The following is a 26,772-nucleotide window of genomic DNA, read 5'->3' as shown; positions in this document are numbered from 1 at the left end:
GACGAGGTATTTCATGCTGAAGAAACTCCTGCCGTGCCTGATACTGGCCGGCACCGCCCATGCCGCTGACAGCGTGCGTATCTACAACTGGACCGACTACATCGCCCCGGACACCCTCAAACAGTTCGAAAAGAGCAGCGGCCTGGGCACCCATTACGACGTCTATGACAGCAACGAGACGCTGGACGCCAAGCTCATGGCCGGTCGCTCCGGCTACGATGTGGTGTTCCCCTCCAACCACTTCATGGCCCGGCAGATCGAGGGTGGCGCACTGAAGAAGCTCGATCGCAGCAAGCTACCGAACTGGAACAACCTCAACCCGGTGCTGATGAGAGCGCTGGAGGTGAACGATCCGGGCAACGAACACGGCTTCCCTTACCTGTGGGGCAGCACTGGTATCGGTTACAACGTCGACAAGGTACGTGCGGTCTTGGGCGATGACGTGAAGATGGGCAGCTGGGACGTGCTGTTCGACCCGGCCACGCTGGCCAAGCTCAACCAGTGCGGCGTGGCGATCCTCGACAACGGCCCGGAAATGCTGCCGATTGCCCTGCATCATCTGGGCTACCGCACCATAGCAAGAACCCCGAGGATTATCGGCGCGCCGAAGCGCTACTGATGGAGATGCGCAAGAACGTGCGCTATTTCCACTCCTCCAAATATGTTGGTGACCTGGCCAATGGCGAGATCTGCATGGCAGTCGGCTTCTCTGGCGACATCATGCAGGCTGGCGCCCGCGCCGCAGAAGCGAGCAACGGGGTGAAGATTCAGTACGAGATTCCCAAGGAAGGCGCGCCGATCTGGTTCGACATGGTGGCCATGCCGGCCGATGCGGGGAATGAGGAGGGCGCCTATGCCTTCATGAACTACCTGCTGCAGCCCGAGGTGATGGCGGCCATCAGCAATCATGTGAAGTACGCCAATGGCAACGCCAAGGCCGACAGTCTGGTCGAGCCAGCGCTCAAGGCAGATCCGACCGTCTATCCACCTGATGCGGTGATGGACAAGCTGTACACGCTGGAGGCCATGCCGTTGAAGATCGACCGGGTGCGCACGCGGATTTGGAGCAAGGTCAAGAGCGGCGTCTGATGGCATCGATTAAAAAGCCCCGGCATGCCGGGGCTTTTTCCTGCGCGCGGATTGGCTGCGCTTGGTTCAGACCTTGAAACGCCCCAGCAGACGATCCTGCTGGCCGACTTGCTCCACCATCGACGCGCATTGTTGTACCTGCTGTTCGGCGCCGCCAGCCAGCTCATGGCTGATGTCACGGATGTTGGTGGTGTTGCGGTTGATTTCCTCGGTGGTGGCGCTCTGCTCTTCGGCTGCAGTGGCGATCTGCAGGTTCATGTCGTTGATGCGGGTGATCGCCTCGCGGATGCGGCCGAGCATGTCGTTGGCCGCGCCGGCTTCCTCAGCGGTCTTGCTGGCCGTGTCGCGGCTTTGCTGCATACGGTTCTCTGCCTGACGCACTCCGCCCTGGAGCTGGTCGATCATCTGCCGGATTTCCTGCGTGGCCTGTTGCGTGCGCGAGGCCAGCGAGCGTACCTCGTCGGCGACCACGGCAAAGCCGCGGCCGGATTCGCCGGCGCGCGCAGCCTCGATGGCGGCGTTCAGCGCCAACAGGTTGGTCTGCTCGGCGATGCTGGTTATGACCTGCAGGATTGACTCGATATTGTGGCTGAGCTTGGCCAGCTCGTTGATGGCATGACTGGTTTCGTCCATCTCGTCGGCCAGGTGGCGAATCGCCGAACTCGATTGCGACACCACGCGCACGCCGTTCTCGGTTTCCTCGTTGGCGGCAACGGCTGCCTGGGCTGCGGCCTGGGCGTTGCGTGCCACTTCCTCGGCTGTGGAGGCCATTTCCTGCATGGCGGTGGCCAGTTGATCGAGTTCCTGCAGCTGTTCCTGCAGGCGGCGAGCGGCCTGTTCCGATTCGTTCGAGGTCAGTGCGGTGCTTTCGCGGACCTGATGCGAGCTGCTCATGACGTCGCCGATCAGTGTCTGCAGTGTCTGCAGGAAACGGTTGAACTCCTGCGACAGCTCGCCCACCTCGTCGTTACTGGTGATCGCCAGGCGGCGGGTCAGATCGCCTTCACCGCTGTTGATTTCGCGCAGCGAGGTGCCAAGCAGCCCCAAGGGTTTGAGCAGGCTGTTCATCAGCAGGCCCAGCACCACCAAACTGATGGCCACGCCGACCACGGTACCGACTACCGCCAGCCAGGTCAGGCGATTGGCCTCGGCCATGACCACGCTTTCGTCCAGTACCACGCCGATATACCAGTCCATGCCACGCAGATTGGGCAGCGGGGTGAAGGAGATCAGCAGCGTTTTGCCGCCGGCCTCGACCTCGCGCAGATCCTGACCCAGTGCCGGACTCTGACCATCGAAGAGTGCGCTGTAGGACTTGCCGTTATAGTCGGCGTTGGGGTGGGAAATGATGTTGCCCGAGCGGCTGAGCAGGAAGGCGTAGCCAGCATCGTTGAAATCCAAGGTATTGACCGCGTCGGCTACCGATTGCAGGCGGATATCGCCGCCGAACGCGCCCAGAAACTGGCCAGCATCGCTGATGCGGGCCACGGCGGAGATAAGGATTTCATTTGTGGTGGAATCCACGTACGGCTCGGTCAGCATGGCCTGGCTGGCAGCTTTGCCAGTGGCGTACCAGGGGCGTTGGCGTCCATCCCAATCCGCGTTCGGTTTCCACTCATCGCTGTTCTTGATCGGTTTACCGTCTGCTTCCAACGCTCCGAATACCAGAATGAATTCGCTCTTAAGCAGCGGCGCGTTGAACACCCGTTGGGTTTCTTCGGGACTGTAGTTGCTATCGATGGTCTGCGCCATCAGGTCAATCAGCCTCAGCTTGGCGTTGAGCCAGTTCTCGATCTGCCCGGCCAGGGCGCTGCTCGACTCGGCAATGCTTTCTTCAACCTGGCTGCGCAGGGTTTCTCGTACCTGGCTGACCTGCGAAAGGGATAACAAGCTGGTGGTAAGAAAAAGCACGGTCGCGGCTGCGATACCGACCTTGTGGGCGATTTTCATCGGTGGACTCCAGGATGCAAGAAAGGCGGGGCTGCATCCATGCAAGGTGGTTCTTTAAAACCTAGTACAGTGCTGGCGTTTTGCCTGCTGGACGTGTGTTCTCTGTACGTTGCTTATCGGTTAAACGCAGCCGTTCTTGAGCATCAGCCGCGATTTTTATGCAGCCGACTGGTGTTGACCACATCCACCGCCCGTGCACGCAACTGACCGCAACCGCCATCCACGTCCTGGCCGGCGGAGTTGCGCACCTTGGTCAGCACACCCCGGCTATGCAGATAGCGCACCATCTCGACGATGCGCTCACCGTCGGGGCGTTGGTATTCGTCGGCTTCCAGGCTGTTGTAGGGGATGAGGTTGAGTACGGCGAACTTGCCCTTGAACAGGCGCAGGATGTTGTCCATTTCCTGCTGACTGTCGTTGATGCCCCTGAGCAGCGTCCATTGGTACTGGATTGGGTAGTCGATGCTGCGGGCATAAGCTTCGCCCAGCTCCATCAGCTGCTCCGGGTCGATGCGTGGCGCTTTGGGCAGCAGGCGCTGGCGCAGCTCGGCGTCGGTGGTGTGCAGCGACAGGGCCAGGGCAGGGCGCACGCGTTGTTTCGGCAGGCGTTCGAAGACACGGGGATCGCCAACCGTGGAGAACACCAGATTGCGGTGACCGATACCGCCCTCGGTGCCGAGCAGGTCGATGGCCTCCAGCACGTTGTCGAGGTTGTGGGCGGGTTCGCCCATGCCCATGAACACCACCTTCTTCACCGCGCGCCGACGCCGGCCGAGCACTACCTGAGCGACCATCTCGGCACTGCTGAGCTGGCGCAGCAGGCCGCTCTTGCCGGTCATGCAGAAGGTGCAGCCAACGGCGCAACCCACCTGGCTTGAGATGCACAGGCCGTCCCGAGGCAACAGCACGCTTTCAACCATCTGCCGGTCGGCCAACTCCACCAGCAGGCGCGATGAGCCGTCGGAGCCCGGGTGTTCGCTGCTGACCCGGGCCAGCTGCTCGAGGCTTTCGGCAATGGCAGGCAGCCCTTCACGCACCGTAAGCGGCAGGAAATTCTCGGTTTTCTGGTGCTTGGTGCCGGTGTCCAGCGACTTGCCCTGCAGCCAGGCACGGGTAATGCGCCCGATATGCTGGGGTTTGGCGCCGAGATCGGCGAGGCGTTGGTTGAGTTCGTTGAGCTGCATGGGGCGCGCATGCTACCACCGCGACGCGCCCCTGCGTAGGCCGTTTCAGCGGGGGCGCGAGATCGGCTACGCAGGCCAGGCCCCGCGACACGGCTCTTCAAGCGCTTGGAGCGGTGCCTGCGAGCGGCGCAAGAGTCACCGTGGACTTCCGTTATTAGAACGGTGGAGTGGTCGGCTCGCGTGGCGCCGAAGAGACCACCTCGAAGCGCAGTACACCGATCATCTGCCCGGCCTCGGTGACGACCCGAACCTGCCAGCGCCCCTCGGGCGAGGCGGGGAAATTGAGCTTATGCGTCCAGGCGCGATAGCCCTGCTTGCGCCCGCCGCTGATGTCCAGGGCGATGCGATCGACTTCCCGGCCATTGTGCTGCCAGATGTGATAGATGCGCTCGTTTAGGCCGCGCGGGGCATTGATCGCGGTGTAGGCGTAGAGCCCATCATCATGCAGCTGCTGCGGTGTAACCCGTTTCAGACTGGCACCTGGCGCTCGCTGCTCACCATCGAAGCGGTCACTGATCGCCACTTCCGTCAGCCACAACGTCGCCGGCGGGACCCAAACCCGCGCCATCCAGCCCGCGCTGGCCATGGCCAGCGGCAAGACAGCCAGCAGCAGGCTACGTCGCCAGCCAGCGAGACCGATCAGCCCCGGAAGGCTCGGTAATGCCAGCAACGTGGCGACCGCCAGGGCGATGCGATAGCTCTGCGGCGTGCTCAGGTGAAAGATGATCGGCAGCGCAGTCAGCGTTACCGTGAACAGCGTCAGGCTGTGAAAGATCAACAGCAGCCAGCGTCTAGGCGCCAGCCAGCGGTAGTAGATCGGGTCGGTGATCGAAGCCAGCGCAGCAATCGCCAGCAGGCCGCTGAACAGCAACTGCCCGCTGTTCCAGGTTGTGGTGATGAAAAAGAACGGCAGGACGAAGAACAGACTTTCCTGATGGATCATCTGCGTGCCGTAGCGCAGCAACGGCAGCGGCAGCTCGAAGCCGAAGCGCTGGGCAATGCGCTCGCGCAGCAGGTTTTCCAGAATCAGCCAGACCCAGCTGATCACCAGCACCACCCCCAAGACCTTGGCCAGATGCGCCTGGCGGTCGACCAAAAGAAAACTGGCCAAGCCCGAGCAGAAGCCGAACAGCGCAACCAGGCCGGGATAGCGCTTGAGCAGTGCGATAAGAGCGGGGATGTGGTCGAGCACGGCTTTCATGGCGGCAGGGCATGGCAATTGTGGGCGCGCATGCTAGGCAGCATGTGCCTGGACGGCAAGCGAGTCGTCAGCTGTGCTGGCGATGCCGCGCCGCTTGCGGCACTATTGCGCCCCCGTTTCACCACCGAGTCCGAATACGATGAAATTCATCCATCAACGCGAGCATCTGGAAGAGGGCGATCTGGTGGTCATCCAGTGTTCGCAACCCTGCAACATCCGCCTGATGAACGATGCCAACTTTCGCGCATTCAGGAACCGTGGTCGGCACAGTTACCACGGCGGCGCCTTTATCAAGTTCCCGGCGAAGATACGGGTGCCCTCCAGCGGCTTCTGGAACATCACCCTGGACACCGTGACCCGGCGCGCCGTGAGCATGACGCGTAAACCGCAGATGGAATACAGCATCAAGATCGTTCGCCGCCCGGGCGCCTGATCAATGCTGTCGCAGATGGAAAAAAGCTAAACGCTGACGTTCTCGCCGGGTCACAACTCGTGAACCCCCAAAAAAGGAGCGTCAGCATGCTGAAATTCATAGGCGGTACCGCCGGTATCATTTTCATCATCGGCCTGATCGTGGTGATCGGGCTGTTTAAACTCATCTTCTAGACCCATCAGCCCCGCTGCATGCAGCGGGGCTGACCGTATTCAGAGCCTTTTGCGCTGATTGCCCTGATGCTGTTCGCAGGTCATGAAGCCCTTGCTGTCGACGCGGTCGTTGACGTCGAAGTCCACGTAATAAGGCTGTTCCACCCCGTCGACATTCATCACGTAGTTATTGCAGGTGCCGCCGGTGACGCTGTTGCGCACTTCCGATGAGGGCGGGCCGCCAAGGGTGCGTACCTGTTCCCTGGTCATGCCATGGTCGACCTGCTTGACCAGAGGTTCGTTGCGAAAGGTCACGTAGTCGACCGGGTTCTCGATGGTCGAGCAACCGGTCATCACGGCCGCTACGGCCAGGACTGCAAGGCTGTGCTTGTGCATGTCATCGCTCCGTCGAATGAGCCGAATTGGCTCGACATGAGTTGGAGCGGTGTTCCGGCGTGGGAGTTCGTGTTTTTCGATGATCGGCGCGAGTCGTCTCTCTTAGAATGAAAAGAGCCCGCTTTCGCGGGCTCGTTTGCATCAGTCGTCGTAGCCGAGGTTCGGCGCCAGCCAGCGCTCGCTGATGGCGAGGTCCTGACCCTTGCGCTCGCTGTAGCGCTCGATCTGATCCTTGTCGACCTTGCCCACGGCGAAGTACTGCGTCTCGGGGTGGGCGAAGTACCAGCCGGAAACGGCGGCGGCCGGGAACATGGCGTAGTGCTCGGTGAGGAACACGCCGCTGCGGCCCGCTTTGTTGTAGTCCGCTTCGGGGTCGAGCAGCTTGAACAGCGTGCCTTTCTCGGTGTGATCCGGGCAGGCCGGGTAGCCAGGGGCAGGGCGGATGCCCTTGTACTGCTCGCGGATCAGCGCCTCGTTGTCCAGTTGCTCATCCGCTGCGTAGCCCCAGTACTCCTTGCGCACCCGCTCGTGCAGCCACTCGGCGCAGGCCTCGGCCAGGCGGTCGGCCAGGGCCTTGACCATGATCGAGTTGTAGTCGTCGCCTTTGGCCTCGTATGCCTTGGCGACTTCCTCGGCGCCGATGCCGGCGGTGGTGATAAAGCCACCTACATAATCCGTAATGCCGCTTTCCTTCGGTGCGACGAAGTCGGCCAGGGACAGGTTCGGCTTGCCGTCCGGCTTGATGGTCTGCTGACGCAGGTGGTGCAGGGTGGCGAGCTGTTCGCCGTTGTCGCCGTAGACTTCGATATCGTCGTCACGCACCTGATTGGCGGGCCAGAAGCCGAAGACCGCACGGGCCTTGATCAGTTTCTCGTCGATCAGCTTCTTCAGCATCGCCTGGGCGTCGTTGAACAGGCTGGTGGCGGCTTCGCCGACGATCTCGTCGGTGAGGATGCGCGGGTATTTGCCAGCCAGGTCCCAGGAGATGAAGAACGGTGTCCAGTCGATGTACTCGGCCAGCACGTTGAGGTCGATGTCCTCCAGCACCTGCGCGCCAGTGAAGCTCGGTTTGGGTGCGACGTAGCCGTTCCAGTCGAAGGCCGGCTTGTTGGCGATGGCATCGGCATAGCTCAGGCGCTCGGTGCGGGTCGCGCGGGCGGCGGTGCGCTCGCGCACCACCACGTATTCCTCGCGGGTCTTCTGCACGAAGTCGGCCTTGAGTTCCTTGGACAGCAGCTGGGTGGCCACGCCCACGGCGCGCGAGGCGTCGGTGACGTAGACCACGGCGTCGTTGCTGTACTGCGGATCGATCTTCACCGCCGTGTGCGCCTTGGAAGTGGTAGCGCCGCCGATCATCAGCGGCAGGGTAAAGCCCTGGCGCTGCATTTCCTTGGCCACGTGGACCATCTCGTCCAGCGAGGGGGTAATCAGGCCGGACAGGCCGATGATGTCGCATTTCTCGTCGCGCGCGGTCTGCAGAATTTTCTCTGCCGGCACCATCACGCCCAGGTCAACGATGTCGTAGCCGTTACAGCCCAGCACCACGCCGACGATGTTCTTGCCGATGTCGTGCACATCGCCCTTGACCGTGGCCATGAGGATCTTGCCCTTGGCTTCCGGCTTGTCGCCTTTCTCGGCTTCGATGAAGGGGATCAGATGCGCCACGGCCTGCTTCATCACCCGGGCGGACTTGACCACCTGGGGCAGGAACATCTTGCCCGAGCCGAACAGGTCGCCGACCACGTTCATGCCGGCCATCAGCGGGCCTTCGATCACCTCAATGGGGCGCGCGCACTGCTGACGGCACTCCTCGGTGTCTTCGACGATGAAGGCGGTGATGCCCTTGACCAGCGCGTGCTCCAAGCGCTTGTCCACCGGCAGCGAGCGCCACTCTTCGTTCTCCACCTCCTTGGCGGCGCCGTCGCCCTTGTACTTGTCGGCGATGGCCAGCAGCGCCTCGGTGGCGCCGTCATTGCGGTTGAGCACCACGTCCTCGACAGCGTCGCGCAGCTCCTTGGGAATCTCGTCGTAAATCTCCAGTTGGCCGGCGTTGACGATACCCATGGTCAGGCCGTTCTGGATGGCGTAGTAGAGGAACACCGAGTGGATCGCTTCGCGCACCGGGTTGTTGCCACGGAAGGAGAACGACACGTTGGACACGCCGCCACTGGACAGCGCGAAGGGCAGCTGGTCGCGGATATAGGCGCAGGCTTCGATGAAGTCCACCGCGTAGTTGTTGTGCTCCTCGATGCCGGTGGCTACGGCGAAGATATTCGGGTCGAAGATGATGTCTTCCGGCGGGAAGCCCACTTCGTTCACCAGGATGTCGTAGCTGCGCTGGCAGATTTCCTTCTTGCGCGCGGCGGTGTCGGCCTGGCCGACCTCGTCGAAGGCCATTACCACCACGGCGGCGCCATAGCGCTTGCACAGGCGGGCGTGGTGCTTGAACTGCTCGACGCCTTCCTTCATGGAAATGGAGTTGACGATGCCCTTGCCCTGAATGCACTTCAGGCCCGCTTCGATCACCTCCCACTTGGAGGAGTCGATCATGATCGGCACGCGGGAGATGTCCGGCTCGCCGGCGATCAGGTTGAGGAACCTGACCATGGCGGCCTTGGAGTCCAGCATGCCTTCGTCCATGTTGATGTCGATCACCTGGGCGCCCGCTTCCACCTGCTGCAGGGCGACCTCCAGGGCCTCGGTGTAGTTCTCCTCGCGGATCAGGCGGGCGAACTTGGCGCTGCCGGTGATGTTGGTGCGCTCACCGACGTTCACGAACAGCGAGTTGCGGTCGATGGTGAAGGGCTCCAGGCCCGACAGGCGACAGGCCTTGGGAATGTCCGGGATCACGCGCGGCGGGTACTTGGCCACCGCCTCGGCGATCGCCTGGATATGCGCCGGGGTGGTGCCGCAGCAACCGCCGATGATGTTGAGGAAACCCGAAGCGGCGAACTCTTCCACCACCGTCGCCATTTCGGCAGGCGACTCGTCGTACTCGCCGAAGGCGTTGGGCAGGCCGGCGTTGGGGTGGGCGGACACATGGGTGTCGGCCTTGTTGGCCAGCTCTTCCAGGTACGGGCGCAGGTCCTTGGCGCCGAGGGCGCAGTTCAGACCCACGGAGATTGGCTTGGCGTGGCGCACCGAGTTCCAGAACGCCTCGGTGGTCTGGCCGGACAGGGTGCGGCCGGAGGCGTCGGTGATGGTGCCGGAGATCATGATCGGCAGTTCGACGCCGTCTTCCTCGAACACCTGCTGCACGGCGAAGATCGCCGCCTTGGCATTGAGGGTGTCGAAGATGGTTTCGATCAGGATCAGGTCGGCGCCGCCCTCGATCAGGCCGCGGCTGGCTTCGGTGTAGTTCTCCACCAGCTCGTCGAAGGTGACGTTGCGGTAACCGGGGTCATTGACGTCCGGGGAGATCGAGCAGGTGCGGCTGGTCGGGCCTAGAACGCCTGCGACGAAGCGCGGACGATCCGGGGTTTCCAGGGTCTTGGCATCACAGACTTCACGGGCGACGCGGGCGCCGGCCAGGTTCAGCTCGTAGACCAGTTCCTCCATGTCGTAGTCGGCCTGCGACACGCGGGTGGCGTTGAAGGTGTTGGTTTCCAGGATGTCGGCGCCGGCATCCAGATAGGCCTTCTCGATGGCGGCGATGATCTGCGGCTGGGTCAGCAGCAGCAGGTCGTTGTTGCCCTTGACGTCGCTTGGCCAGTCGGCAAAGCGCTCGCCGCGGTAGTCGGCTTCCTCCAGCTTGTAGCTCTGGATCATTGTGCCCATACCGCCGTCGAGGATCAGGATGCGCTCCTTCAGGGCTTGCTGGAGGGCTTGGAGGCGTGCGCTGCGATCGGACATGAGGACTACCTGAGCAAAGCGGGAACAAAGGTGCGCGATGATAGCAAAGCTGCAGGGTTCTGGAGCGCTCGGGCAGTTTTCATGAATTTCATTCATGTTACTGGAGGCGCCGTCTCGCTAGAATTGCCAGCATCGCAACCAAGGACGAGGCCATGCTCAAGCCCGCTGCATTGTTTTTTCTTTCCTTCGCAGCTGGCCTGGCCCGCGCCGAAGCGATTTCTTACGTCGATGACGTCCAGCCCATCCTCACCCACAAGTGCGTGGCGTGCCATACCTGCTATGACGCCCCCTGCCAGCTCAATCTCGGCAGCGGGGACGGCGTCCTGCGGGGGGCCAGCAAACAGCTGGTCTATGACGGCACGCGCAGCAAGGCGCAGGCCACCACACGGCTCTACCTGGACGCGCAGGGCGAGGCGGCCTGGCGTAAACGCGACTTTCACTCGGTGCTCGATGGCGAGAACGGCCAGGCTGCACTGATCAGGCGCATGCTGGAGCTTGGGCGCAGCCAGCCGCTCGAGCCCAACGCCAAGCTCCCTGACAACCTCGACATAGCCATCACCCGCAGTAACAGCTGCCCACTGCCGGGTGAGTTCACCGCCTATGCGCAGAAGAATCCCCACGGCGGCATGCCGTTCGCGGTGGTCGGCCTGAACGATGAAGAGTTCGCCACCCTGGAACAGTGGCTGGCGCAGGGGGCGCCGGTCGCCGAGCAGGCGCTCAAACCCAGCGCGGTCGAGTTGCGTCAGGTGGAGCAGTGGGAGACTTTCCTCAACGCGCCCGGTGCGCGGCAGGATCTGGTCTCACGCTGGCTCTACGAGCACCTGTTCCTGGCGCATCTGCACTTCGAGGGCGGCGAGCCTGGCCACTTTTTCCAGATGGTGCGCTCGCGTACCCCCAGCGGCAAACCCATCGACCCCATCGCCACGCGGCGCCCTAACGATGACCCGGGCTCGGAGTTCTACTACCGCCTGTGGCCGATCCAGGGTGTGATCGTGCACAAGACGCACATCACCTATCCGCTGAGCGAGGACAAGCTGGCCCGGGTCAAGACGCTGTTCTTCGCAGAGGACTGGGCACTCGATGCCGTGCCGGGCTACGGGACGCAACGTCGGGCCAACCCGTTCGAAACCTTCGCTGCGATCCCGGCGCAGGCGCGTTATCAGTTCATGCTGGATAACGCCGAATACTTCGTGCGTACCTTTATCCGTGGCCCGGTATGCCGCGGGCAGATCGCCACCGACGTGATTCGCGACAATTTCTGGGCGCTGTTCCAGGCCCCGGAACATGACCTTTACCTCACCGATGCCGAGTATCGACGCGAGGCCACGCCGCTTTTGGCCATGCCCGGCCAGATCGACGATATCGGCGATCTGCTGGGGTTGTGGCGCGACTATCGCAACAAGCGCAACGATTATGAAAACCTGCGCAGGGAAGCCTACGCCGATGCGCCGCCGGCGGACTGGGAACATATCTGGAGTGGCAACGACAACGCGTTGTTGTCGATCTTCCGCCAGCACGACAGTGCCTCGGTGCGTAAAGGCCTGCTGGGTGAGATACCGCAGACCCTCTGGTGGCTGGACTATCCGCTGCTGGAGCGCACCTACTACCAGCTGGTAGTCAACTTCGACGTGTTCGGCAATGTCTCGCATCAGGCGCAGACGCGCCTGTACTTCGATCTGATCCGCAATGGCGCCGAGGTGAACTTCCTGCGCCTGCTGCCGGCTCGTTCGCGTGAGGCCTACCTGGACGACTGGTACCAGAACAGCGGCAAGCTGAAGATGCTGCTGGACTACACCTCGGTCGATCACCGTTCGCCGAGCGCTATCGCTCTGAATGGCAAGGACCCGAAGAAGCAGTTCGCCGAACACTTGCTGCAGCGCTATGACAGGCTGAATGCGCGTCCCGATCCGATCAACCGCTGCGCCGGTGCGCACTGTTATCGCGCCGGTCTGCCCAAGGAGTTGCAACATGCCGAACAGGCGCTGTCGCGTCTGGCTAGTCGTCCGGCAGGCGGTTTGCGAGTGATCGATCAACTGCCGGAAGCGACCATGCTGCGAGTGGAACTGAGCGACGGCTCACGGGAGATCTACAGCCTGTTGCGCAACCGCGCGCACAGCAATGTGGCCTTCATGTTGGGTGAGGAGCTGCGCTATCAGCCACGCCTGGACACCCTGACCCTCTATCCCGAGGTGCTGAGCAGCTATCCAAACTTTCTCTTCAACGTCAAAGCCGGGGAGGTGGATGCCTTCGTCAAGCAGATGGAAGGCGTGCGCGACGCACGATCCTTCGAGTGTATCGTCGAGCGCTGGGGCATACGCCGCAGCCATCCCGAGTTCTGGCGTTATTTCCATGATCTGGCCGAGCATATCCGCGAAACCCAGCCGCTGGAGGCGGGGGTACTGGACATGAACCGGTACCAGAACCTCTAGCGCCGAAAACAGCGCGTGGCGGACACTGGTGTCCGCTGCGCTGCTTGCAACCTGTCGTCCAGCGTTTATTCCGCCGACCTTTCTTCCCCCGCTGCGGTCGGACCCTGTAGTTGCCTGATTCAGGCAGCCGGGTTACGAGTTCAGCGGAATGGCGGTTTCATGCTGGTTTCAGTGCAGGCTTTACGGGCATTGGCGGCCTGGGTTGTGGTGTTTCATCACGTCATGCAGGTGTTCTTCAATTTTCAGGCCGACAGCTTCGTCGGGCGGCTGTTCGCCGAAAGGGGGGCGGTTGGCGTCGATATCTTCTTCGTCATCAGCGGGCTGGTGATCTATCTGCCCACTCGGGGCAAGACCATCACCCCCTGGCGCTTCATGCTCAATCGTGTGCTGCGCATCGTCCCGGCCTACTGGCTCTACTCATTGATCGCGGCGCTGATCATCGCCTTCGCCAATCAGGTGATGCCCGTGCAGGAGTTCGACCTGCACCATTTGCTGCTCTCGCTGTTCTTCATCCCCGCCGAAAATCCTGGGGGCTTCGGCCTCTATCCGACGCTCAACGTTGGCTGGACGCTGAACTACGAGATGTTCTTCTACCTACTGTTCGCCCTGGCCTTCATCGTGACCGAGCGTCTGCGCCTGCTGTTCATCGTCCTGGCCCTGGCCACGTTCAGCCTGCTGGCAACCCAGCCGTGGATGAGCGACTTCTACCGTAACAGCATCGTCTACGAGTTCATCTTCGGCATGCTCCTGGGCGTGGCCTACAAGCGGGGCTGGATTCGCCAGGGCTTGTGGCTGCCGCTGCTGGTCATCGCGGCCTCGCTGCTGACCATCTACCACTTCGACAACTCCATGCGCCTGCTGCATTGGGGGCTGCCGAGCGCGTTGATCGTCGCCGCCTGTATCGCCATGGAGCCCTGGTTCAAGGACAACCGGCTACTGAGCCATCTGGGCGACTGCTCGTATTCGGTCTATCTGCTGCACGTGATCGTACTGTCCCTGGCTTGGTACCTGCAGACCCGTCTGGATCTTGCGCCTGCCGTCGTGATTGCGGCCTGCGTACCGGTGATCGCGGTCGCCGCCTGGGGCAGTTATGAGCTGATCGAAAAGCGTTTTGTCGTTCGTGCCAAAGTCTGGGTCGGGCACCGAGCAGGACGGGAAGGGCTGCAGTCGCTATCCTGAGTAAATTAGTAGGACTATATTCAGGTCGTCACTTGGCGTACAATCCGCCGCATGACCGTGAGGAGTTGCCATGAGTGCCATCACCATTACCCAAGCTGCCGAAGATTACCTGGCCGAGCTGCTGAGCAAGCAGGACACCCCGGGTATCGGCATCCGCGTTTTCATCACCCAGCCAGGTACGCCTTATGCAGAAACCTGCATCGCTTACTGCAAACCGGGTGAACAGAAGCCTGAAGACACCGCCGTTGGTCTGGCCAGCTTCACCGCCTGGATCGATGGCATCAGCGAGCCTTTCCTGGAAGACGCCGTAGTCGACTACGCCACCGACCGTATGGGCGGCCAGCTGACCATCAAGGCGCCGAACGCCAAAGTGCCGATGGTCAATGAGGACAGCCCGCTGAACGAGCGCATCAACTACTATCTGCAGACCGAGATCAATCCCGGTCTGGCCAGCCACGGCGGCCAGGTGAGCCTGGTCGACGTGGTCGACGAAGGTATTGCCGTACTGCAGTTCGGTGGTGGTTGCCAGGGTTGTGGCCAGGCTGACTACACGCTCAAGGAAGGCATCGAGAAAACCCTGCTCGAGCGTATTCCGGAACTCAAGGGCGTGCGTGACGTGACCGACCACAGCAATCGTGAGAACGCCTATTACTGACAGGCGCAGCGCACATGAAAAGGGGCGACCGAGAGGTCGCCCCTTTTCATTTCAGGCTTTGTGCACGCGTTCGCTGGATGCTGGAAAGCGTTCGAGCTTTTCCGCAGGGCGGATCGGCCGCTTCACCAGTTCGCCGCCGCAGTTCGGGCAGCGCAGTGTCAGCACCGACTCCGCGCAGGAGCGGCAGAAGGTGCATTCGAAGGAGCAGATCAGAGCGTCGGAGCTGGCTGGCGGCAGATCGCAGTCGCAGTTCTCGCAGTTGGGGCGCAGTTCAAGCATGGCGCTAGGCTCGCAATGGTGGGCGATTGCAGCAGTCTGCAGTCTCCCCAGGCCCAAGCGCAACGGGGCGCACAAGGCGCCCCGCAAAGGCCTTACTCAGGCATGCTCCACGGCGCCAGGTCGAAGCCCTGGCTGCGCAGTTCGTCGCGCGAGTGCTGCAGCGCATCTTCCAGCTGCTGCGGGTCGGTGTAGGTGGCGCTGGACAGTTGGCGGCCGAGCAGGCGGGTGCTGGTGCGGTCGATGACGCTGATGTTGACGATGCCGGTGCCGGTGCCGTCCTGCGGAGTCCAAGCTACGCACTGGAACGGGCGGAAGGCGCGATCGGCAATCAGCAAGGCTTCGTTGAAACGCAGCGGTGTGTTCATGGGTTCGGTTTCTCCGAGTTGATCCCAACAATTAATTGCGGCCAGCATGTTGGCCTTACATTGCTGTTGATGAACTCAGCGAACCCATAAGTCACACATCGCTGAAAAAAGTTTTATTGCTGTGCGAAGTGCCGCAATAAAAACTTCTGGCGTCTCGCCGATTACAACTTTTTACTGCGAAAGTTCCGCACCCGCTTCCGCGTCGATCGGTCGCAGCTCAGGCGCAGCGGGGGCTGGAGCGTTACGCTGCTGCCGGTAGGCGCTCACCGCTTCGTAAACCGACTTGCGCAAACGGTTGATACCGCCGATAGGCCGGTGTTCGGGTAATGCATGCCACGGGTTGAAGGACAAATTGTCGCAGAAGAGGTTTTGTTCGCGACTATCGAAGTCCTGAGGCTGCACGGTAATGCGTGCGACGCTTTCGAAAGGCGATATCTTTTCGCTCCATTCCACGGTCGGATCTTCGATGGGCATGTAGTACTGCGCGTTCTGTTTTTGTACCTGAAGTTCGAAACAAGCGGGTACGCGGTCCAGTGACAGTTGCTGGTAAAGCGCGTTGCGCAGGAAGTTGGGCAAGCCGGTGTTCTGTTCCGGCAGTTCGTAGGGCGGGCAGTTCTGCGGAGTCGGTATCACCCGGTACTTGATGTTCAGCTCTCCGAGCTTGAACGGCGCGATGGAGTTGTAGGTGGTAGCCACCGGACTTTCCGGCGCAGGCGCCAGGGTCTTCAGGGCGATGAACAGATGACGGATCTCCCAGCTGCGCGGGTCCCAGCTGGGGAAGAACGCCAGAGCCTTCTTGCCGTCGGCCTGGGCGGCGAAGTTGCTGCGGTATTCGGCGACGTCGCGCACGAAGAAGGCAGGGTGATTGAACATCACGAAATCCTGCTCGCCGGCATGTGCCGGGCTCTTCATGAGTTTCTCACCGGGCACGTCGAGTAGCTTGATGGCCATGCCGCGGGCATCGCGGGCGCGGTCGAACTGGGGATAGGCATTGCCGTTGGAAAGGCGCATCCAGGCTTGCCAGGTATGCCCTGGCTCGCTGAACACGCCCTGGCGCAGCGATTCGTCCAGAGTGTCGAGCACCTGCACTTCGGCCCTGACGCAGCCGTGTGCCTTGGCATGGGCATCGCGCAGCACGCGGGTATTGTCACGGTGCTGCTCGACGATGCGTACGGCATCTTCGATGATCAGCCGGCTGAGTGCGGCTTCATCCGGAGCGATCTCTTCCTGGGTCGAGACCGGGCCGGAGAATTTCCAGCCGTAATAGGCCTCGCCCAGCCCCCAGCCAACCAGGCCGAGCAGTGCGACGGTGAGCAGCAGTTTGCCAAGCAGGCGACCGAGCCAGAGCCAGAAGCGTTTCAACATCGTTGTAATCCTTGTTCTAGATATCGGTTGAAATCAGCCTTCGCAGCTCGGGCCGGGTGTCCAGGGGCGTACCGGCACGTCGCTGAGCTGGGTTTCCAGTTCGGCATTGCCGAGTACCTTGAGGTATTCGATCAGTGCCAGGCGCTCGTCCGGCGACAGGGCGCGGCCGATCACACCTTCCTGGCGGCAACCATCGCGGAATTCATGGCCGCCGTTGCCATTGCCGGTGACGCGGGTGTCGAGCAGGAAGCCGCCCGCGAACTCCTCGCTGCGATAGCCCACCCGTACCGGGTCGTATTCGAAGTTGCCGACCCAGAACCTGGCCTGCCGCTCGTAAACGGGAGAGAGCAACTCGAACAGATTGGGCACCGAACCGTTGTGCAGGAAGGGCGGGGTGGCCCAGATGCCGTCCAGCGGGCGCGCCTTGTAGCCGCGTTTCTCCTGAACGCCGATGGGCAACCCGTAACCATCCATTTCCTGGCGCTGGCGTGGCCCTATGCCGGCGTCCTGATAGGCGCGGTTCTCCACGTAGGCGGTGATGTAGGCCAGGGCTTTGGCGCTGGAAATGCGCTTGAAGTCGACGTCGTCGAGGCTGGCGCCGTATAGCTTTACGTCAAGCTGCGACAGTTCGGCCTTGGTCCAGCCGAGGCGGCTGATGTCGAAACGATGATCGGCGATGTTGTCGGCAGTGGCCGGGTCCGTGCCGACGATGCTGATCGGCACCACTCGCATCCTCCATTCGGGGTCGCGTGACGGCGCCAGGCGCTGGTCGCGGGGCTTGGGATCAGGGGCGTGGCAGTAGGCGCAGTTTTCGCTGTAGAGGGCCTTGCCGCGACTGGCCAGAGGCAGGTCTACCTTGCCCAATACTGCCTCTGGCCACTTCGGTGGTTGCAGTCGTTTCAGGGTTTCCTCGAGGGTATACAGATCGTGCAGGCGCACGCTTGACGCATAGCGGTCCGCCGCGGCGACGCCTTTGCCCTGTTCGTCGAGCAGATGCAGGCTTGCCCCGACGCCCAGGGCTTCGCCGACGTTGCGCGCCATGGGCTGCATGGCCGAGCCGTTCCACTGCACCCAGTCGAACTTCCAGATGTCCCAGAGGTGCGGATAGCTAACCGGGGCATCGGCGACGCGGTAGTTGGCTTCGTCCAGAGCATCACCAAAAACCGTGTTGGCGATGCGCCCGAACGCATCGGTGCGGCCAAAACCTTCTTCGGTCGGGTAAAGACCGCGATGCCAGTCGTTGAACGCGGTCGCCAGCAGCCGATCGAGTACCTGCTTAAACTCCTCGCGCAGCTGATCACGGTCCTGCTCATACTGGTCGCCCAGGACTTGCTGAGCGAAACGACGGAATTTCAGCGGGTTGTAGTAAGTGAACGCCATGCTCATGCCCAGCGCCTGGCCGAAGCCGCCGCCGCGCAGAGTCGGTACGGTGGATGCCAGCGAATGCAGGGCGGCGCCGCCGTCGATGCGTACGGCATGGCCTTTGTAGCGCAGCTCGCCGGTGTGGCAGGCGGCGCAACTGATGTCGAGAAAGTGTTCGCCGCTCTCGCTGTCCTGATGGCGAGTGAAGCCAACGGGCAGATTGCCGGGGTTGAGCGCGCTTGGCTGTTGCCTGGGATCGGTAAGAAAACCGAAGCGGGCAAGATAATCGAGGCGAGCGAACTTTTCCGTACTGAATGGCATTTCCAGCGCAGTGAACCAGTCGTAGCGCAGGCCTTTCACCGTGGTGCCTTGCGGCGTGTAGTAATAGGTCTGGCGCTGCTCGTCACTCCACTGCTGCAGATAGTGCAGCTCGTTGGGCTGCTGGTAGGTTGGCAGGTTGGGGTTGGCCACGTAATACAGAACCACGGCCAGGCCGACCAGTGCCAGCAAGATCACGAACTTGAGAGTACGGCGCAGCAGACGCATCGGAAACTTCCTTGTGGCGTTCTTATTGATTGGCCGTTATGCCAATACTGCAGGCTATTGGCAAGTTGCTATCGCCGAGATCATGAAACTGCGCAATAACCCACAGGAACAAGACTTATAGAGAAACGATCCATTAAGCGTCAAAGTTCTTGCTAGCGTTACACTTGTGTGCGCCAAAGCATTGTTTTTATTGGAATTACAAAATAATGGCGCCAAGGATGGAGTATGCGGGCCGTTTCCGTTTTATCCCGGCGTTTACTGGTGCTCGAGCCTTTCATGGTATGCGAAGCGTTGCTTCAGCCTCTGCAGGCTGCGGGCTGGATCCTGCAGCGCTGTACGGCTGAGACCTGCTGGTCATGAGGCGGACGCGCTTGTGCTGCTTGTCGATCAGCAACCTGAACGCAAGCTGCTCAAGCAGCTGCAGCGCACGGGGCTTGCCTGCGTGGCGCTGGTGAATGCTCAGCGACCGAGACGGTTCGACACTGAAGAGCTTGCCGGCGAATGGTTATTCGCCGCCCTGTCTTTACCCGTGGAAACCCCGCGACTGATGGAAACCTTGCAGCAGGCGCAAGCCGTTACGCGTCTGCGCAGGCTAAAGGCTGCGCGGCAGTCGCTGCAGTTTCTGGGGAATAGCGGCGCGGTGCGAGACCTGCGCAAACAGGTGGATCGCCTGAGCCGTGGCGACGGCCCGCTGCTCGTCAGTGGCGAACGGGGCAGCGGCAAGCATCTGTTGGCGGAGTTGCTGCATCTGCGCTCACCACGCCGGGTACGCGCCATGCGTCTGATGGATGGTGCCGAACCCTTCGATGAGGCAGTCATGGCCGCGTCGACTGACACCACCGTTGTGCTTGAGAACCCCGCAGAGCTGCCCGATGCGTCGCAGCAGCGCTTGCTGAATTACCTGCTGGCCCATCCTGGAGCATCGCTCGTGACGCTGGATCGAGGGGAGCTGATGCAAGCGCTGCAGCACGGGCGTTTCAACCGAGATCTGTTTCACCAGCTGACGGCGCAGCAATTGCGCACGCCGAATCTGCGCGAGCATCCTGGCGACCAGTTGCTGCTGGCCGAACACTTCGCCAAACAGCACGGCGCCGTGTTCGCGCGCCACCACCGGCGCTTCAGCGAAGATGCGGTCAACGCCATGAGAGCACACGCCTGGCCGGGTAACGTACGCGAATTGCATAATCGCGTAGTGCGTGCCCTGGTGTCGGCGCAGGGGCGGCAGATCTTGGCTGCCGACCTGGGCTTGCAGTCGGTTCCGGTCGAGATTGACGTCCCGGTGACACTGGAGGATTACATCCTGCGGGCCGAACGTCAGGCGCTGAACGATGTGCTGGGGCGTTACACCCACAACATGAGTCAGGCCGCACGCACGCTGGGGATCTCGCGGCCGACCTTCTATCGCCTGCTGCACAAGCATCGCTTGCGCTGAGGCTCTTGCTGTAACGCTCGAGAAACACTGCTAAGGTGCTCGTCAAACCCACAGCCGAGGAAATTTCCATGCACCCGTTCGACGCCGCGAAGCCGCCGAAGCTGGCCGTGTTGCTGGGTTATGCCGGGCTTCTGCCTTTCGTGGGTGGCGCGCTGGGCATCTGGGTGATTCCCCTGGGCTGGCGACCGTTCGTGCTAAGTGCCTTGCTGGATTATTCGGCAGTGATCCTGGCCTTCATGGGCGCCATTCACTGGGGCCTGGCCATGCGCGCGGAAGAAACTGACCAGAATGCCAGGCTGCAGCTGGGACTTTCGGTGATTCCGCCTTTGCTGGGTTGGGCTGCACTGGCCGGTGGGCTGCCGATGGGGCTGTCACTGCCGATCTGCCTGTTCTCCTTCATTGGTCTGTACCTGGCCGATATGCACGCAGTACGCGTGGGGCTGGCGCCTCAATGGTATCCGGCACTGCGTACGCCCCTGACGCTGGTGGTGTGCCTGAGCCTGTTAGTGGCTTGGGCCAGCGTGCTGGTCAGCTGAGCCGAGCAGCGCCGCGACCTGCTCCAACGCTGCCTGGCGCCGTTCACTCCAGCTGCCGCAGAGCTCGCTGAAGGGCTGGCCGTGCCTCAGCAGCCAGTCCCGACAGGCCTGATGAAACGCCTGACGTTCAGCCAGTTGTGGCTGACAACGCTGGCCATCCTCTATCCATGGCACACCTGCAGGGTCAAGCAGTAGATGCTGGTCATAGCGACGTGCAAGCAATTCGTTTTCCAGCCAGCCTGGGCAATCGCCGAACAGGCATCGGCTCCACAGCATGTTGCTCAGCAGATGCGTGTCGAGAACCAGCAGCGAGGGTTTGGCTGCCCTTGCAGCATCCTCCCAGGCGAGTTGGCCGCGCGCGATTTCGCCGATATCGGCATAGCAGGTATCGCGCCGCTGCTCATCGATGAAGTAACGGACATACTCGCCCACCACCAGGCCACCGAAGCGCGCCTGAATTTCACTCGCCAGCCAGCTTTTGCCGCTGGACTCCGGCCCGGTCAGCACCAGCACTTTCATGATGCGTAGTGCAACGCGGGGTCGCGGCGCCAGCTCAGCCAGCCGCTGACGGCCAGGGCGGTGAAAGCGGCGTAAAGCGCGGCAGTGAGATACAGCTCGCTATGCAGGAAGAAGGCGACGTAGCAGACGTCCACCACCACCCACAGAGCCCAGCACTGCAGGCGTTTTTGCGCCATCCACAACTGCGCGACCAGGCTGAAGGCGGTCAGCGCCGAATCCAGCCAGGGCGAGCTGGCATCGGTGTAGGTAGCCATCAGATAGCCGAGCAGCCAGGCGCCAAGAGCGCCGACCAGCAGGCCGGCGGCCACTGCAATGAGCCCCAGGCGGCTGACCTTGCGCCCATCGTGGCGTTCGCCGCCACGGGTCCATTGCCACCAACCGTAGAGCTGCAGTGCGGCGAACAACAGTTGCAGGAGCAGGTTGGAGTACAGGCGCCAGTCGTAGAACAGCCAGGCGTAGAGCAGCACCATGATCAAGCCGATGGGCCAGCACCAGGGGTTTTGCCGGACGGTCAGCCATACCGCGACGATGCCGAGCCCGGCAGCAATGAGTTCGAGCCAGGACATGCAGCGTCCTCAACTGGGGAAAGGGTGGCGATTGTACTGATGTGGGCGGCTCAGCACACCAGGCTGTCGGCCTGCCGGTAGAGCATCAGCAGCTTGCGCGTGATGGTCTGCTGGATGTCGTCGCGCTCGAAGCTCGACAAGCGTTCCAGGCGCGCCAGTTGCAGACGGTGCAGGTGGATGTAGGGCATCTGCTGGTCGAACTCGCGCAGATCGCCTTTCATCAGTACGGGTAGGAACAGGTCACCGATTTTTTTCTGGTTGCTGATGATCTGCGCCAGTGCCGGTTTGAACGCCATGGTCTTGGGCGCGGGGCCGCCGTCCCTGATCTGGGTGCTGAGCAGCAGTCCGGGCTTGCCGATCACCCGGCCGGGCAAGACACACAGGCCCGTCTTGCGAATGGCCTGGCTGTCGATGCCGTGCAGGGTGTCGTGGAACGCATAAGGGTTGGGCAGCACCACCATCTTGCGGCCGAGGTCGGTGGGGAAGTGCAGGCTGTAGTTGGTGTACAGCTGCCCCACCGATTCGGAATAGACACACAGGCGGTTCTCGAACAGCTTGATGAAACGCTCGGCCAGCTCGCGGCGGGCGATGCTGTCCAGGTCCCAGATCAGGTCCAGGTTCGGCGGCCGACTGAAATCGACCTCCTGATGCTGCATGCTGCTCATGCCCGCCTCATACACGGAACTGCCCGAGCAGAAGGTTGAGCTGGTCGGCCAGTTGCTTCAGGTGCTGGCTAGCCGCGCTCGACTGCTCCGCGGCCTCGGCGGTGTTATGGGCCAGAGCGGCCGTCTGCGTGACGTTCTGGTTGATGTCTTCCACCACGTGGGATTGCTCCAGAGTGGCACTGGCGATCGAAGCGTTGAGCCCGGTCAGGTTGCGCAGCGACTGGGCGATCTGGGCAAGGCTCTCACCGGCCTGACTGGCCTGTTCCACGGTCAGTTGGGACGCGCGGCTGCTTTCGTGGATCACCTTGACGGCCGCCTCGGAGTTGCCTTGCAGGCGCTCGATCATGCCCTGGATCTCTGCAGTGGACTGCTGGGTACGTTGCGCCAGAAGCCGCACTTCATCCGCGACCACGGCGAAACCGCGGCCCTGTTCGCCCGCGCGTGCTGCCTCGATGGCGGCGTTGAGGGCAAGCAGGTTGGTCTGCTCGGCAATCGAGCGGATCACTTCCAGTACGCTGCCGATCTGCGTGCTCTCGCTGGCCAGCGACTGGATCACCTCGACGGCCTTGTCGATGGTGCCCGACAGCTGATCGATCTGGCGCAGGCTCGCTTCGATGTTCTGCTGCCCCTGGCCGGCCTGGTCCTCGGCCGTATGCATTTCGCTGGAGGCGTGCTCGGCGTTCTTCGCCACGTCCTGCACACCGTAGGTCACCTGATTGACGGCGGTGGCTACCAGTTCCATCTGCTGCGCTTGTTGCTGGCTGTGACGTTGCGCTTCGCTGGAAATATCGCCGAGGGTGCGTGCGGCCTGGTCCAGCGAGCCCGCCGAGTCGAGCATCTGCCGAATGACGTGGCGCAGCCTGTCGGTAAAGGCATTGAAATAGGTGGACAGCGCAGTGAGTTCGTCGCGACCGTGAGTGTCGAGATTGCGGGTCAGGTCACCTTCGCCATTGGCAATGTTGGCCATGGCTCCCACGGCTGCCTGGAGCGGCTGCACGATGCTGCGGGTGATCAGCACCACCAGGGCGGCAAGGAGGAGGGCGATCAGCAGGCCGATACTCATGGCCTTCAGCGCCTGAGCTCTGAATTCCTCCTGCACGTCATCGACATACACACCGGATCCGATGATCCAGCCCCAGGGCTGGAACAGCTCGACGTAGGAAATCTTCGGAACAGGGTCGCTGGCGCCTGGCTTCGGCCAGCGGTAGTCGACCTGGCCGGCGCCCTGGTTACGGGTGATGGCGACCATCTCGTTGAACAGAGCCTTGCCGTCCGGGTCCTTGAAGCCCGAAAGGTTCTGTCCCTCGAGTTTCGCATTCATCGGATGCATGAGCATGACCGGCGTCTGGTCGTTTATCCAGAAGTACTCCTGACCGTCGTAGCGCAAGCCGCGAATCACCTCCATGGCCTGTTTCTGCGCTTCTTCGCGGCTCAGGCTGCCGGTGCTTTCCAGACCATGGAAGTGCTTGAGGATGCCGGCAGCGCTCTGTACCACATGTTCGGTCTTTTCCGATTTGCCGAAGTACAGGTCGGTGTGGATCTGGCGCAGCATGTAGGCGCCCTGCAGGACCAGGGTCAGGATGGCCAGTGCCAGGATCAGCCACAGGCGGCGGCTGATGGGAAGGCTGCGTAAGCTGTTCATGGATGAACTCCGTATTGTTGTAATTATCGGCGTCAGGCTAACCCAAGGTTGCGCAAGACAATACTGTCATATCAGGGCGATTTTCACGCCAGTTGTCTGATACATTTCGGCCGCTGGCGCAGAAGCTGAACAAGCACCGAGCCAGAGCCGCCGCCGAGGAACCTCTGCGGCGGCTTTGTGTCCCACGGCGGGACCCGCATTTCAATTGGTTTACGCGTAGGTGAGTCGCCGCGCTTTGGGGGATTTGATGGATATCTGGGCGGCCTTTCAGGCCCTCATTCTGGGCATAGTGGAAGGCCTGACCGAGTTCTTGCCCATTTCCAGCACCGGGCACCTGATCGTGGTGGGGGATCTGCTTGGCTTCAATGGCCAGACAGCAACCGCGTTCAAGATCATCATCCAGCTCGGCGCCATTCTGGCGGTCATATGGGAGTTCCGGGCGAAGGTGCTGGGAGTGGTGGTCGGCTTACCCAACGACCCGAAGGCCCAACGCTTCAGCTTCAATCTGTTTCTGGCATTCATTCCGGCGGTGATCTTCGGTCTGGCCTTCGCCGATCTGATCGAACACTGGCTGTTCAATCCGATCACCGTGGCCATGGCACTGATCATCGGCGGCATCATCATGCTCTGGGCAGAGAAGCGCGATCACGCTATCAAGGCCGAAACGGTCGACGACATGAATTGGAAACTGGCCCTGAAGGTCGGCTTCGCCCAGTGTTTGGCGCTGATACCGGGTACGTCACGCTCGGGCGCCACCATTATCGGTGGCCTGGTATTCGGTCTGTCGCGCAAGGCAGCGACCGAGTTCTCCTTCTTCCTGGCCATGCCGACCATGGTCGCGGCCACGGTCTATTCGTTGTTCAAATACCGCGACATTCTGCAGTTGAGCGACTTGCCGATCTTCGCCATCGGTTTCGTCAGCACTTTCATCGTCGCGATGATCACCGTACGGGCACTGCTCAAGTTCATCACCAGCCACAGTTACGCGGTGTTCGCCTGGTACCGCATCGCTTTCGGTCTGGTGATTCTCGCCACCTGGCAACTGCACCTGATCGACTGGAGCACGGCGCAGCCTTGACCGGCAACGAGCGCAGGGGACGCCTGAAAAGCTGGGATGATGCCAAGGGCTTCGGTTTCATCCAGCCGCTGGACGGTGGCCCCGAGGTTTTCGCACATATTTCGGTGGTGCGTGGTGATCGTCGCCCGCTGTCTGGTGACGAGGTGCTGTTCATCGAGGGACGTGACCCGCGTGGTCGCCCATGCGCGGAGCATCTGCGTCTGGCAGGCGAGCTGAGCCTCGACCGACAGGCGATACGGCGCAAACCGAAAAGTGCCGGCAAGGCCGTTCCGGCATCGTCAAAGGCGCCTGTCAGGTCCGTGCGCAAAGCAGAAGGGAAGGGCTCCATCCAGAACTTTTCCGGCAAGGCTGTGGTGCTTGTTTCCTTGTGCCTCTTGCCGCTGCTGGGCGCACTGCAACTGTTCGACAAGGGCTTCTGGTGGGTACTGCCGCTTTATCTGCTGGCCAGTCTGCTGAGCTTTGTACAGTACTGGCTGGACAAGCGCAGCGCCCAGAATGGTAGCCGCCGCACGGCGGAAAACACCTTGCATCTGGTGGAGCTGGCCGGTGGTTGGCCGGGTGCACTGATTGCCCAGCAGACCTTCCGCCACAAGACCCGCAAGGCAACCTACCAGACAGTTTTCTGGCTGATCGTTGTCGCTCACCAGGTGCTCTGGATTGATCTGTTGTTGCTCGATGGCGCCTACATCGCCCGCCTTATCCCGTTATTCGTCCAGTAGCAGGCCCGGCCGCAAGCGCTTGGGCAGCTTGCGTACCACCAGTTGATGCGAGCGAGTCAGTAGCTGGCGCAGCTCCTGCTCGCCCAGCGGCAACTGCCGGGCACTCATGCTGATCCAGCGCGCTCGGGCCAGATAGGGCGCGGGACGAATGCCCGGGCGGTCGACATAGCCGAGAAACAGGTCGTCATCGACCTTGAAGGCCAGGTCTTCGCCAAGAAAATCGAGAATGGCGAACATCTTGTTGCCCGCCACCGAGAACACCCGGTTGCCGCCCCATTTAAGGTCTTCGCGAGCGCCGGGCAGGGCGAGGCAGAAGGCGGTGATCTGATCGCGGGTCATGAGTTCCTCTGCGTGGCGTCGAGCTTGGAGTCGGCCCTGTCGAGGCGCTCGATCTGCTTTCTTGCATGATCGATGAATGCTGCCACTGCCGGGGTGCGCTGGCCCAAATCGTCCCGGCAGTGGCCCAGGTAGACGCTCCGGGCGGTCACCAGCACGGGACGATGTATCTCTGGCAGACGTTCGAGCAGCCAACTGGCGGCGAAGTCCTTGGACGCAATCATGCCCGTGCTCAACGTCAGCCAGATACGCGCAAGCGCCAGCACTACGTTGGTTTCGTCGCCAAGCCAGCCCGATGCCTCTCGCCATTGCGCCACGGTGTCGTGCAAGGCGCGGATCAGGTCGGCTTGGGGAACCGGGTCGAACCACTCGTCAGCAGGAAGGCCTATCAGGGCGATACTGTCTTGCCGCGCCTTGCTCAGCAGTATCGCCAGGTCATGATCCGCTATTGCAGGCTCGATGCGGCCGGCGGTCAAATCCTCACGCAGCCATTCGCCGAACTGCATCTCGCGCATCGCCGGATAGCGCCAGGGGTGCACGGCATCACAACTCAGTATCGTCACTTCCAGCGGGCGTAGCCGCTCGTTCGCAGGCCAGGCCGAAAGACCCAGGAGCCCGTGCATCAGCGCATGGCGCACAGCGTCACGCAACGGCGTGCGTACAGTGACGAGCAAATCGATGTCGCTACCAGGTTTGAGACCGCCAGCCACGGCAGAACCATAAAGATGCACTGCCAGCAGTTCGTCGCCCAGATGCTGTCGCAGCAAAGCGAGCGTATCGGTTATCTGGGTGTTCATCTTGTCAGCGCCTTGACGTGGTTTCGTGACATTTTGCCGGCATTC

24 protein-coding genes and 2 pseudogenes are annotated in these 26,772 nt (G+C 61.8%); 10 read left to right on the top strand and 16 right to left on the bottom strand.

Features of this window, described 5'->3' with window-relative positions; genetic code table 11:
• Positions 1–13: 13 nt before the first annotated feature.
• A pseudogene (locus DXK50_RS17545) lies at positions 14–1,089 on the top strand (polyamine ABC transporter substrate-binding protein).
• A 66-nt stretch (positions 1,090–1,155) separates the two neighbouring features.
• Here DXK50_RS17545 and DXK50_RS25545 read toward each other — a convergent pair.
• The 4 genes and pseudogenes from DXK50_RS25545 to DXK50_RS17530 form a co-directional block, all read right to left on the bottom strand.
• Complete coding sequence (locus DXK50_RS25545; RefSeq protein ID WP_461818884.1) at positions 1,156–1,983, bottom strand: methyl-accepting chemotaxis protein; 828 nt, start codon at positions 1,981–1,983, stop codon at positions 1,156–1,158.
• Positions 1,984–2,013: 30 nt separating this feature from the next.
• Positions 2,014–3,039, bottom strand: a pseudogene (locus DXK50_RS25540) (HAMP domain-containing protein); the annotation flags it as partial.
• 143 nt (positions 3,040–3,182) lie between these two features.
• Positions 3,183–4,223, bottom strand: a complete 1,041-nt coding sequence (locus DXK50_RS17535; RefSeq protein WP_212631215.1) for an RNA methyltransferase — start codon at positions 4,221–4,223, stop codon at positions 3,183–3,185.
• 154 nt (positions 4,224–4,377) lie between these two features.
• Positions 4,378–5,424 (bottom strand): DUF5924 family protein, encoded by a 1,047-nt coding sequence (locus DXK50_RS17530; protein ID WP_161867096.1) that lies wholly within the window; start codon positions 5,422–5,424, stop codon positions 4,378–4,380.
• A gap of 139 nt (positions 5,425–5,563) precedes the next feature.
• Here DXK50_RS17530 and DXK50_RS17525 point away from each other — a divergent pair, with 139 nt between their 5' ends.
• Positions 5,564–5,857, top strand: a complete 294-nt coding sequence (locus DXK50_RS17525) for a DUF1883 domain-containing protein (RefSeq protein ID WP_003246948.1) — start codon at positions 5,564–5,566, stop codon at positions 5,855–5,857.
• 86 nt (positions 5,858–5,943) lie between these two features.
• Entirely contained in the window at positions 5,944–6,030 is an 87-nt protein-coding gene (locus tag DXK50_RS25535) for a small membrane protein YohP (protein WP_461818883.1), read from the top strand.
• A gap of 39 nt (positions 6,031–6,069) precedes the next feature.
• Here DXK50_RS25535 and osmE read toward each other — a convergent pair whose 3' ends face one another.
• Positions 6,070–6,405: an osmotically-inducible lipoprotein OsmE gene (osmE, locus tag DXK50_RS17520; protein ID WP_161867097.1), complete on the bottom strand. Its 336-nt coding sequence runs from the start codon at positions 6,403–6,405 to the stop codon at positions 6,070–6,072.
• Positions 6,406–6,546: 141 nt separating this feature from the next.
• Entirely contained in the window at positions 6,547–10,257 is a 3,711-nt protein-coding gene (gene metH, locus DXK50_RS17515) for a methionine synthase (protein ID WP_212631214.1), read from the bottom strand.
• A 152-nt stretch (positions 10,258–10,409) separates the two neighbouring features.
• Between metH and DXK50_RS17510 the strand changes: the two genes are divergently transcribed.
• From DXK50_RS17510 to nfuA, 3 genes are all read left to right on the top strand, one after another.
• Positions 10,410–12,686 (top strand): fatty acid cis/trans isomerase, encoded by a 2,277-nt coding sequence (locus DXK50_RS17510; RefSeq protein ID WP_212631213.1) that lies wholly within the window; start codon positions 10,410–10,412, stop codon positions 12,684–12,686.
• Between the two features lie 159 nt (positions 12,687–12,845).
• A complete protein-coding gene (locus DXK50_RS17505) occupies positions 12,846–13,865 on the top strand; it encodes an acyltransferase family protein (protein WP_212631212.1) in 1,020 nt (339 codons plus the stop codon).
• A 70-nt stretch (positions 13,866–13,935) separates the two neighbouring features.
• Positions 13,936–14,520: a Fe-S biogenesis protein NfuA gene (gene nfuA / locus DXK50_RS17500; protein WP_017360966.1), complete on the top strand. Its 585-nt coding sequence runs from the start codon at positions 13,936–13,938 to the stop codon at positions 14,518–14,520.
• A gap of 51 nt (positions 14,521–14,571) precedes the next feature.
• Here the strand turns inward: nfuA and DXK50_RS17495 are convergent, their stop codons facing one another.
• From DXK50_RS17495 to DXK50_RS17480, 4 genes are all read right to left on the bottom strand, one after another.
• Positions 14,572–14,799 carry a DUF1272 domain-containing protein gene (locus tag DXK50_RS17495; RefSeq protein ID WP_212631211.1) on the bottom strand — a complete coding sequence of 76 codons (228 nt, stop codon included), beginning with the start codon at positions 14,797–14,799 and terminating at the stop codon, positions 14,572–14,574.
• A gap of 92 nt (positions 14,800–14,891) precedes the next feature.
• Entirely contained in the window at positions 14,892–15,164 is a 273-nt protein-coding gene (locus DXK50_RS17490) for a hypothetical protein (RefSeq protein ID WP_212631210.1), read from the bottom strand.
• Positions 15,165–15,335: 171 nt separating this feature from the next.
• Complete coding sequence (locus DXK50_RS17485; protein WP_212631209.1) at positions 15,336–16,529, bottom strand: catalase family protein; 1,194 nt, start codon at positions 16,527–16,529, stop codon at positions 15,336–15,338.
• Between the two features lie 33 nt (positions 16,530–16,562).
• Positions 16,563–18,437: a di-heme-cytochrome C peroxidase gene (locus DXK50_RS17480; protein ID WP_212631208.1), complete on the bottom strand. Its 1,875-nt coding sequence runs from the start codon at positions 18,435–18,437 to the stop codon at positions 16,563–16,565.
• A 373-nt stretch (positions 18,438–18,810) separates the two neighbouring features.
• On the opposite strand from DXK50_RS17480, the gene DXK50_RS17475 reads away from it, so the two are divergent.
• Complete coding sequence (locus DXK50_RS17475; protein ID WP_349292103.1) at positions 18,811–19,869, top strand: sigma-54-dependent transcriptional regulator; 1,059 nt, start codon at positions 18,811–18,813, stop codon at positions 19,867–19,869.
• A gap of 68 nt (positions 19,870–19,937) precedes the next feature.
• Positions 19,938–20,405 (top strand): DUF3429 domain-containing protein, encoded by a 468-nt coding sequence (locus DXK50_RS17470; protein ID WP_161867105.1) that lies wholly within the window; start codon positions 19,938–19,940, stop codon positions 20,403–20,405.
• On the opposite strand, the gene DXK50_RS17465 is transcribed toward DXK50_RS17470, so the two are convergent.
• Genes DXK50_RS17465 through DXK50_RS17450 form a run of 4 tightly spaced genes read right to left on the bottom strand, consistent with a single transcriptional unit; the run spans position 20,373 to position 23,797 of the window.
• Positions 20,373–20,924: an AAA family ATPase gene (locus tag DXK50_RS17465; RefSeq protein ID WP_212631207.1), complete on the bottom strand. Its 552-nt coding sequence runs from the start codon at positions 20,922–20,924 to the stop codon at positions 20,373–20,375. The two genes, DXK50_RS17470 and DXK50_RS17465, sit on opposite strands and share 33 nt — an antisense overlap.
• On the bottom strand, positions 20,921–21,490 hold the full coding sequence (gene pnuC / locus DXK50_RS17460; protein ID WP_212631206.1) for a nicotinamide riboside transporter PnuC: 570 nt from the start codon (positions 21,488–21,490) through the stop codon (positions 20,921–20,923). The genes DXK50_RS17465 and pnuC overlap by 4 nt, the downstream gene beginning before the upstream one ends.
• 50 nt (positions 21,491–21,540) lie before the next feature.
• Entirely contained in the window at positions 21,541–22,155 is a 615-nt protein-coding gene (locus DXK50_RS17455) for a hypothetical protein (protein ID WP_212631205.1), read from the bottom strand.
• 7 nt (positions 22,156–22,162) lie between these two features.
• Complete coding sequence (locus DXK50_RS17450) at positions 22,163–23,797, bottom strand: methyl-accepting chemotaxis protein (protein ID WP_212631204.1); 1,635 nt, start codon at positions 23,795–23,797, stop codon at positions 22,163–22,165.
• 247 nt (positions 23,798–24,044) lie between these two features.
• Here DXK50_RS17450 and DXK50_RS17445 point away from each other — a divergent pair, with 247 nt between their 5' ends.
• On the top strand, positions 24,045–24,875 hold the full coding sequence (locus DXK50_RS17445) for an undecaprenyl-diphosphate phosphatase (RefSeq protein WP_161867110.1): 831 nt from the start codon (positions 24,045–24,047) through the stop codon (positions 24,873–24,875).
• On the top strand, positions 24,872–25,594 hold the full coding sequence (locus DXK50_RS17440) for a DUF1294 domain-containing protein (protein ID WP_212631203.1): 723 nt from the start codon (positions 24,872–24,874) through the stop codon (positions 25,592–25,594). Before DXK50_RS17445 ends, DXK50_RS17440 begins: the two co-directional genes overlap by 4 nt.
• On the opposite strand, the gene DXK50_RS17435 is transcribed toward DXK50_RS17440, so the two are convergent.
• Positions 25,580–25,933, bottom strand: coding sequence for an MmcQ/YjbR family DNA-binding protein (locus DXK50_RS17435; RefSeq protein WP_212631202.1), 354 nt, complete (start codon positions 25,931–25,933; stop codon positions 25,580–25,582). The two genes, DXK50_RS17440 and DXK50_RS17435, sit on opposite strands and share 15 nt — an antisense overlap.
• Positions 25,930–26,727 (bottom strand): aminoglycoside adenylyltransferase family protein, encoded by a 798-nt coding sequence (locus DXK50_RS17430; protein ID WP_212631201.1) that lies wholly within the window; start codon positions 26,725–26,727, stop codon positions 25,930–25,932. Before DXK50_RS17430 ends, DXK50_RS17435 begins: the two co-directional genes overlap by 4 nt.
• Between the last annotated feature and the right edge of the window lie 45 nt (positions 26,728–26,772).

It is taken from the genome of Pseudomonas sp. KB-10, from assembly GCF_018221585.1.
Classification (GTDB): domain Bacteria; phylum Pseudomonadota; class Gammaproteobacteria; order Pseudomonadales; family Pseudomonadaceae; genus Aquipseudomonas; species Aquipseudomonas yangonensis.
Note: the sequence above shows the minus strand (reverse complement) of the source record. Positions and strands in the feature narration are given on the sequence as shown.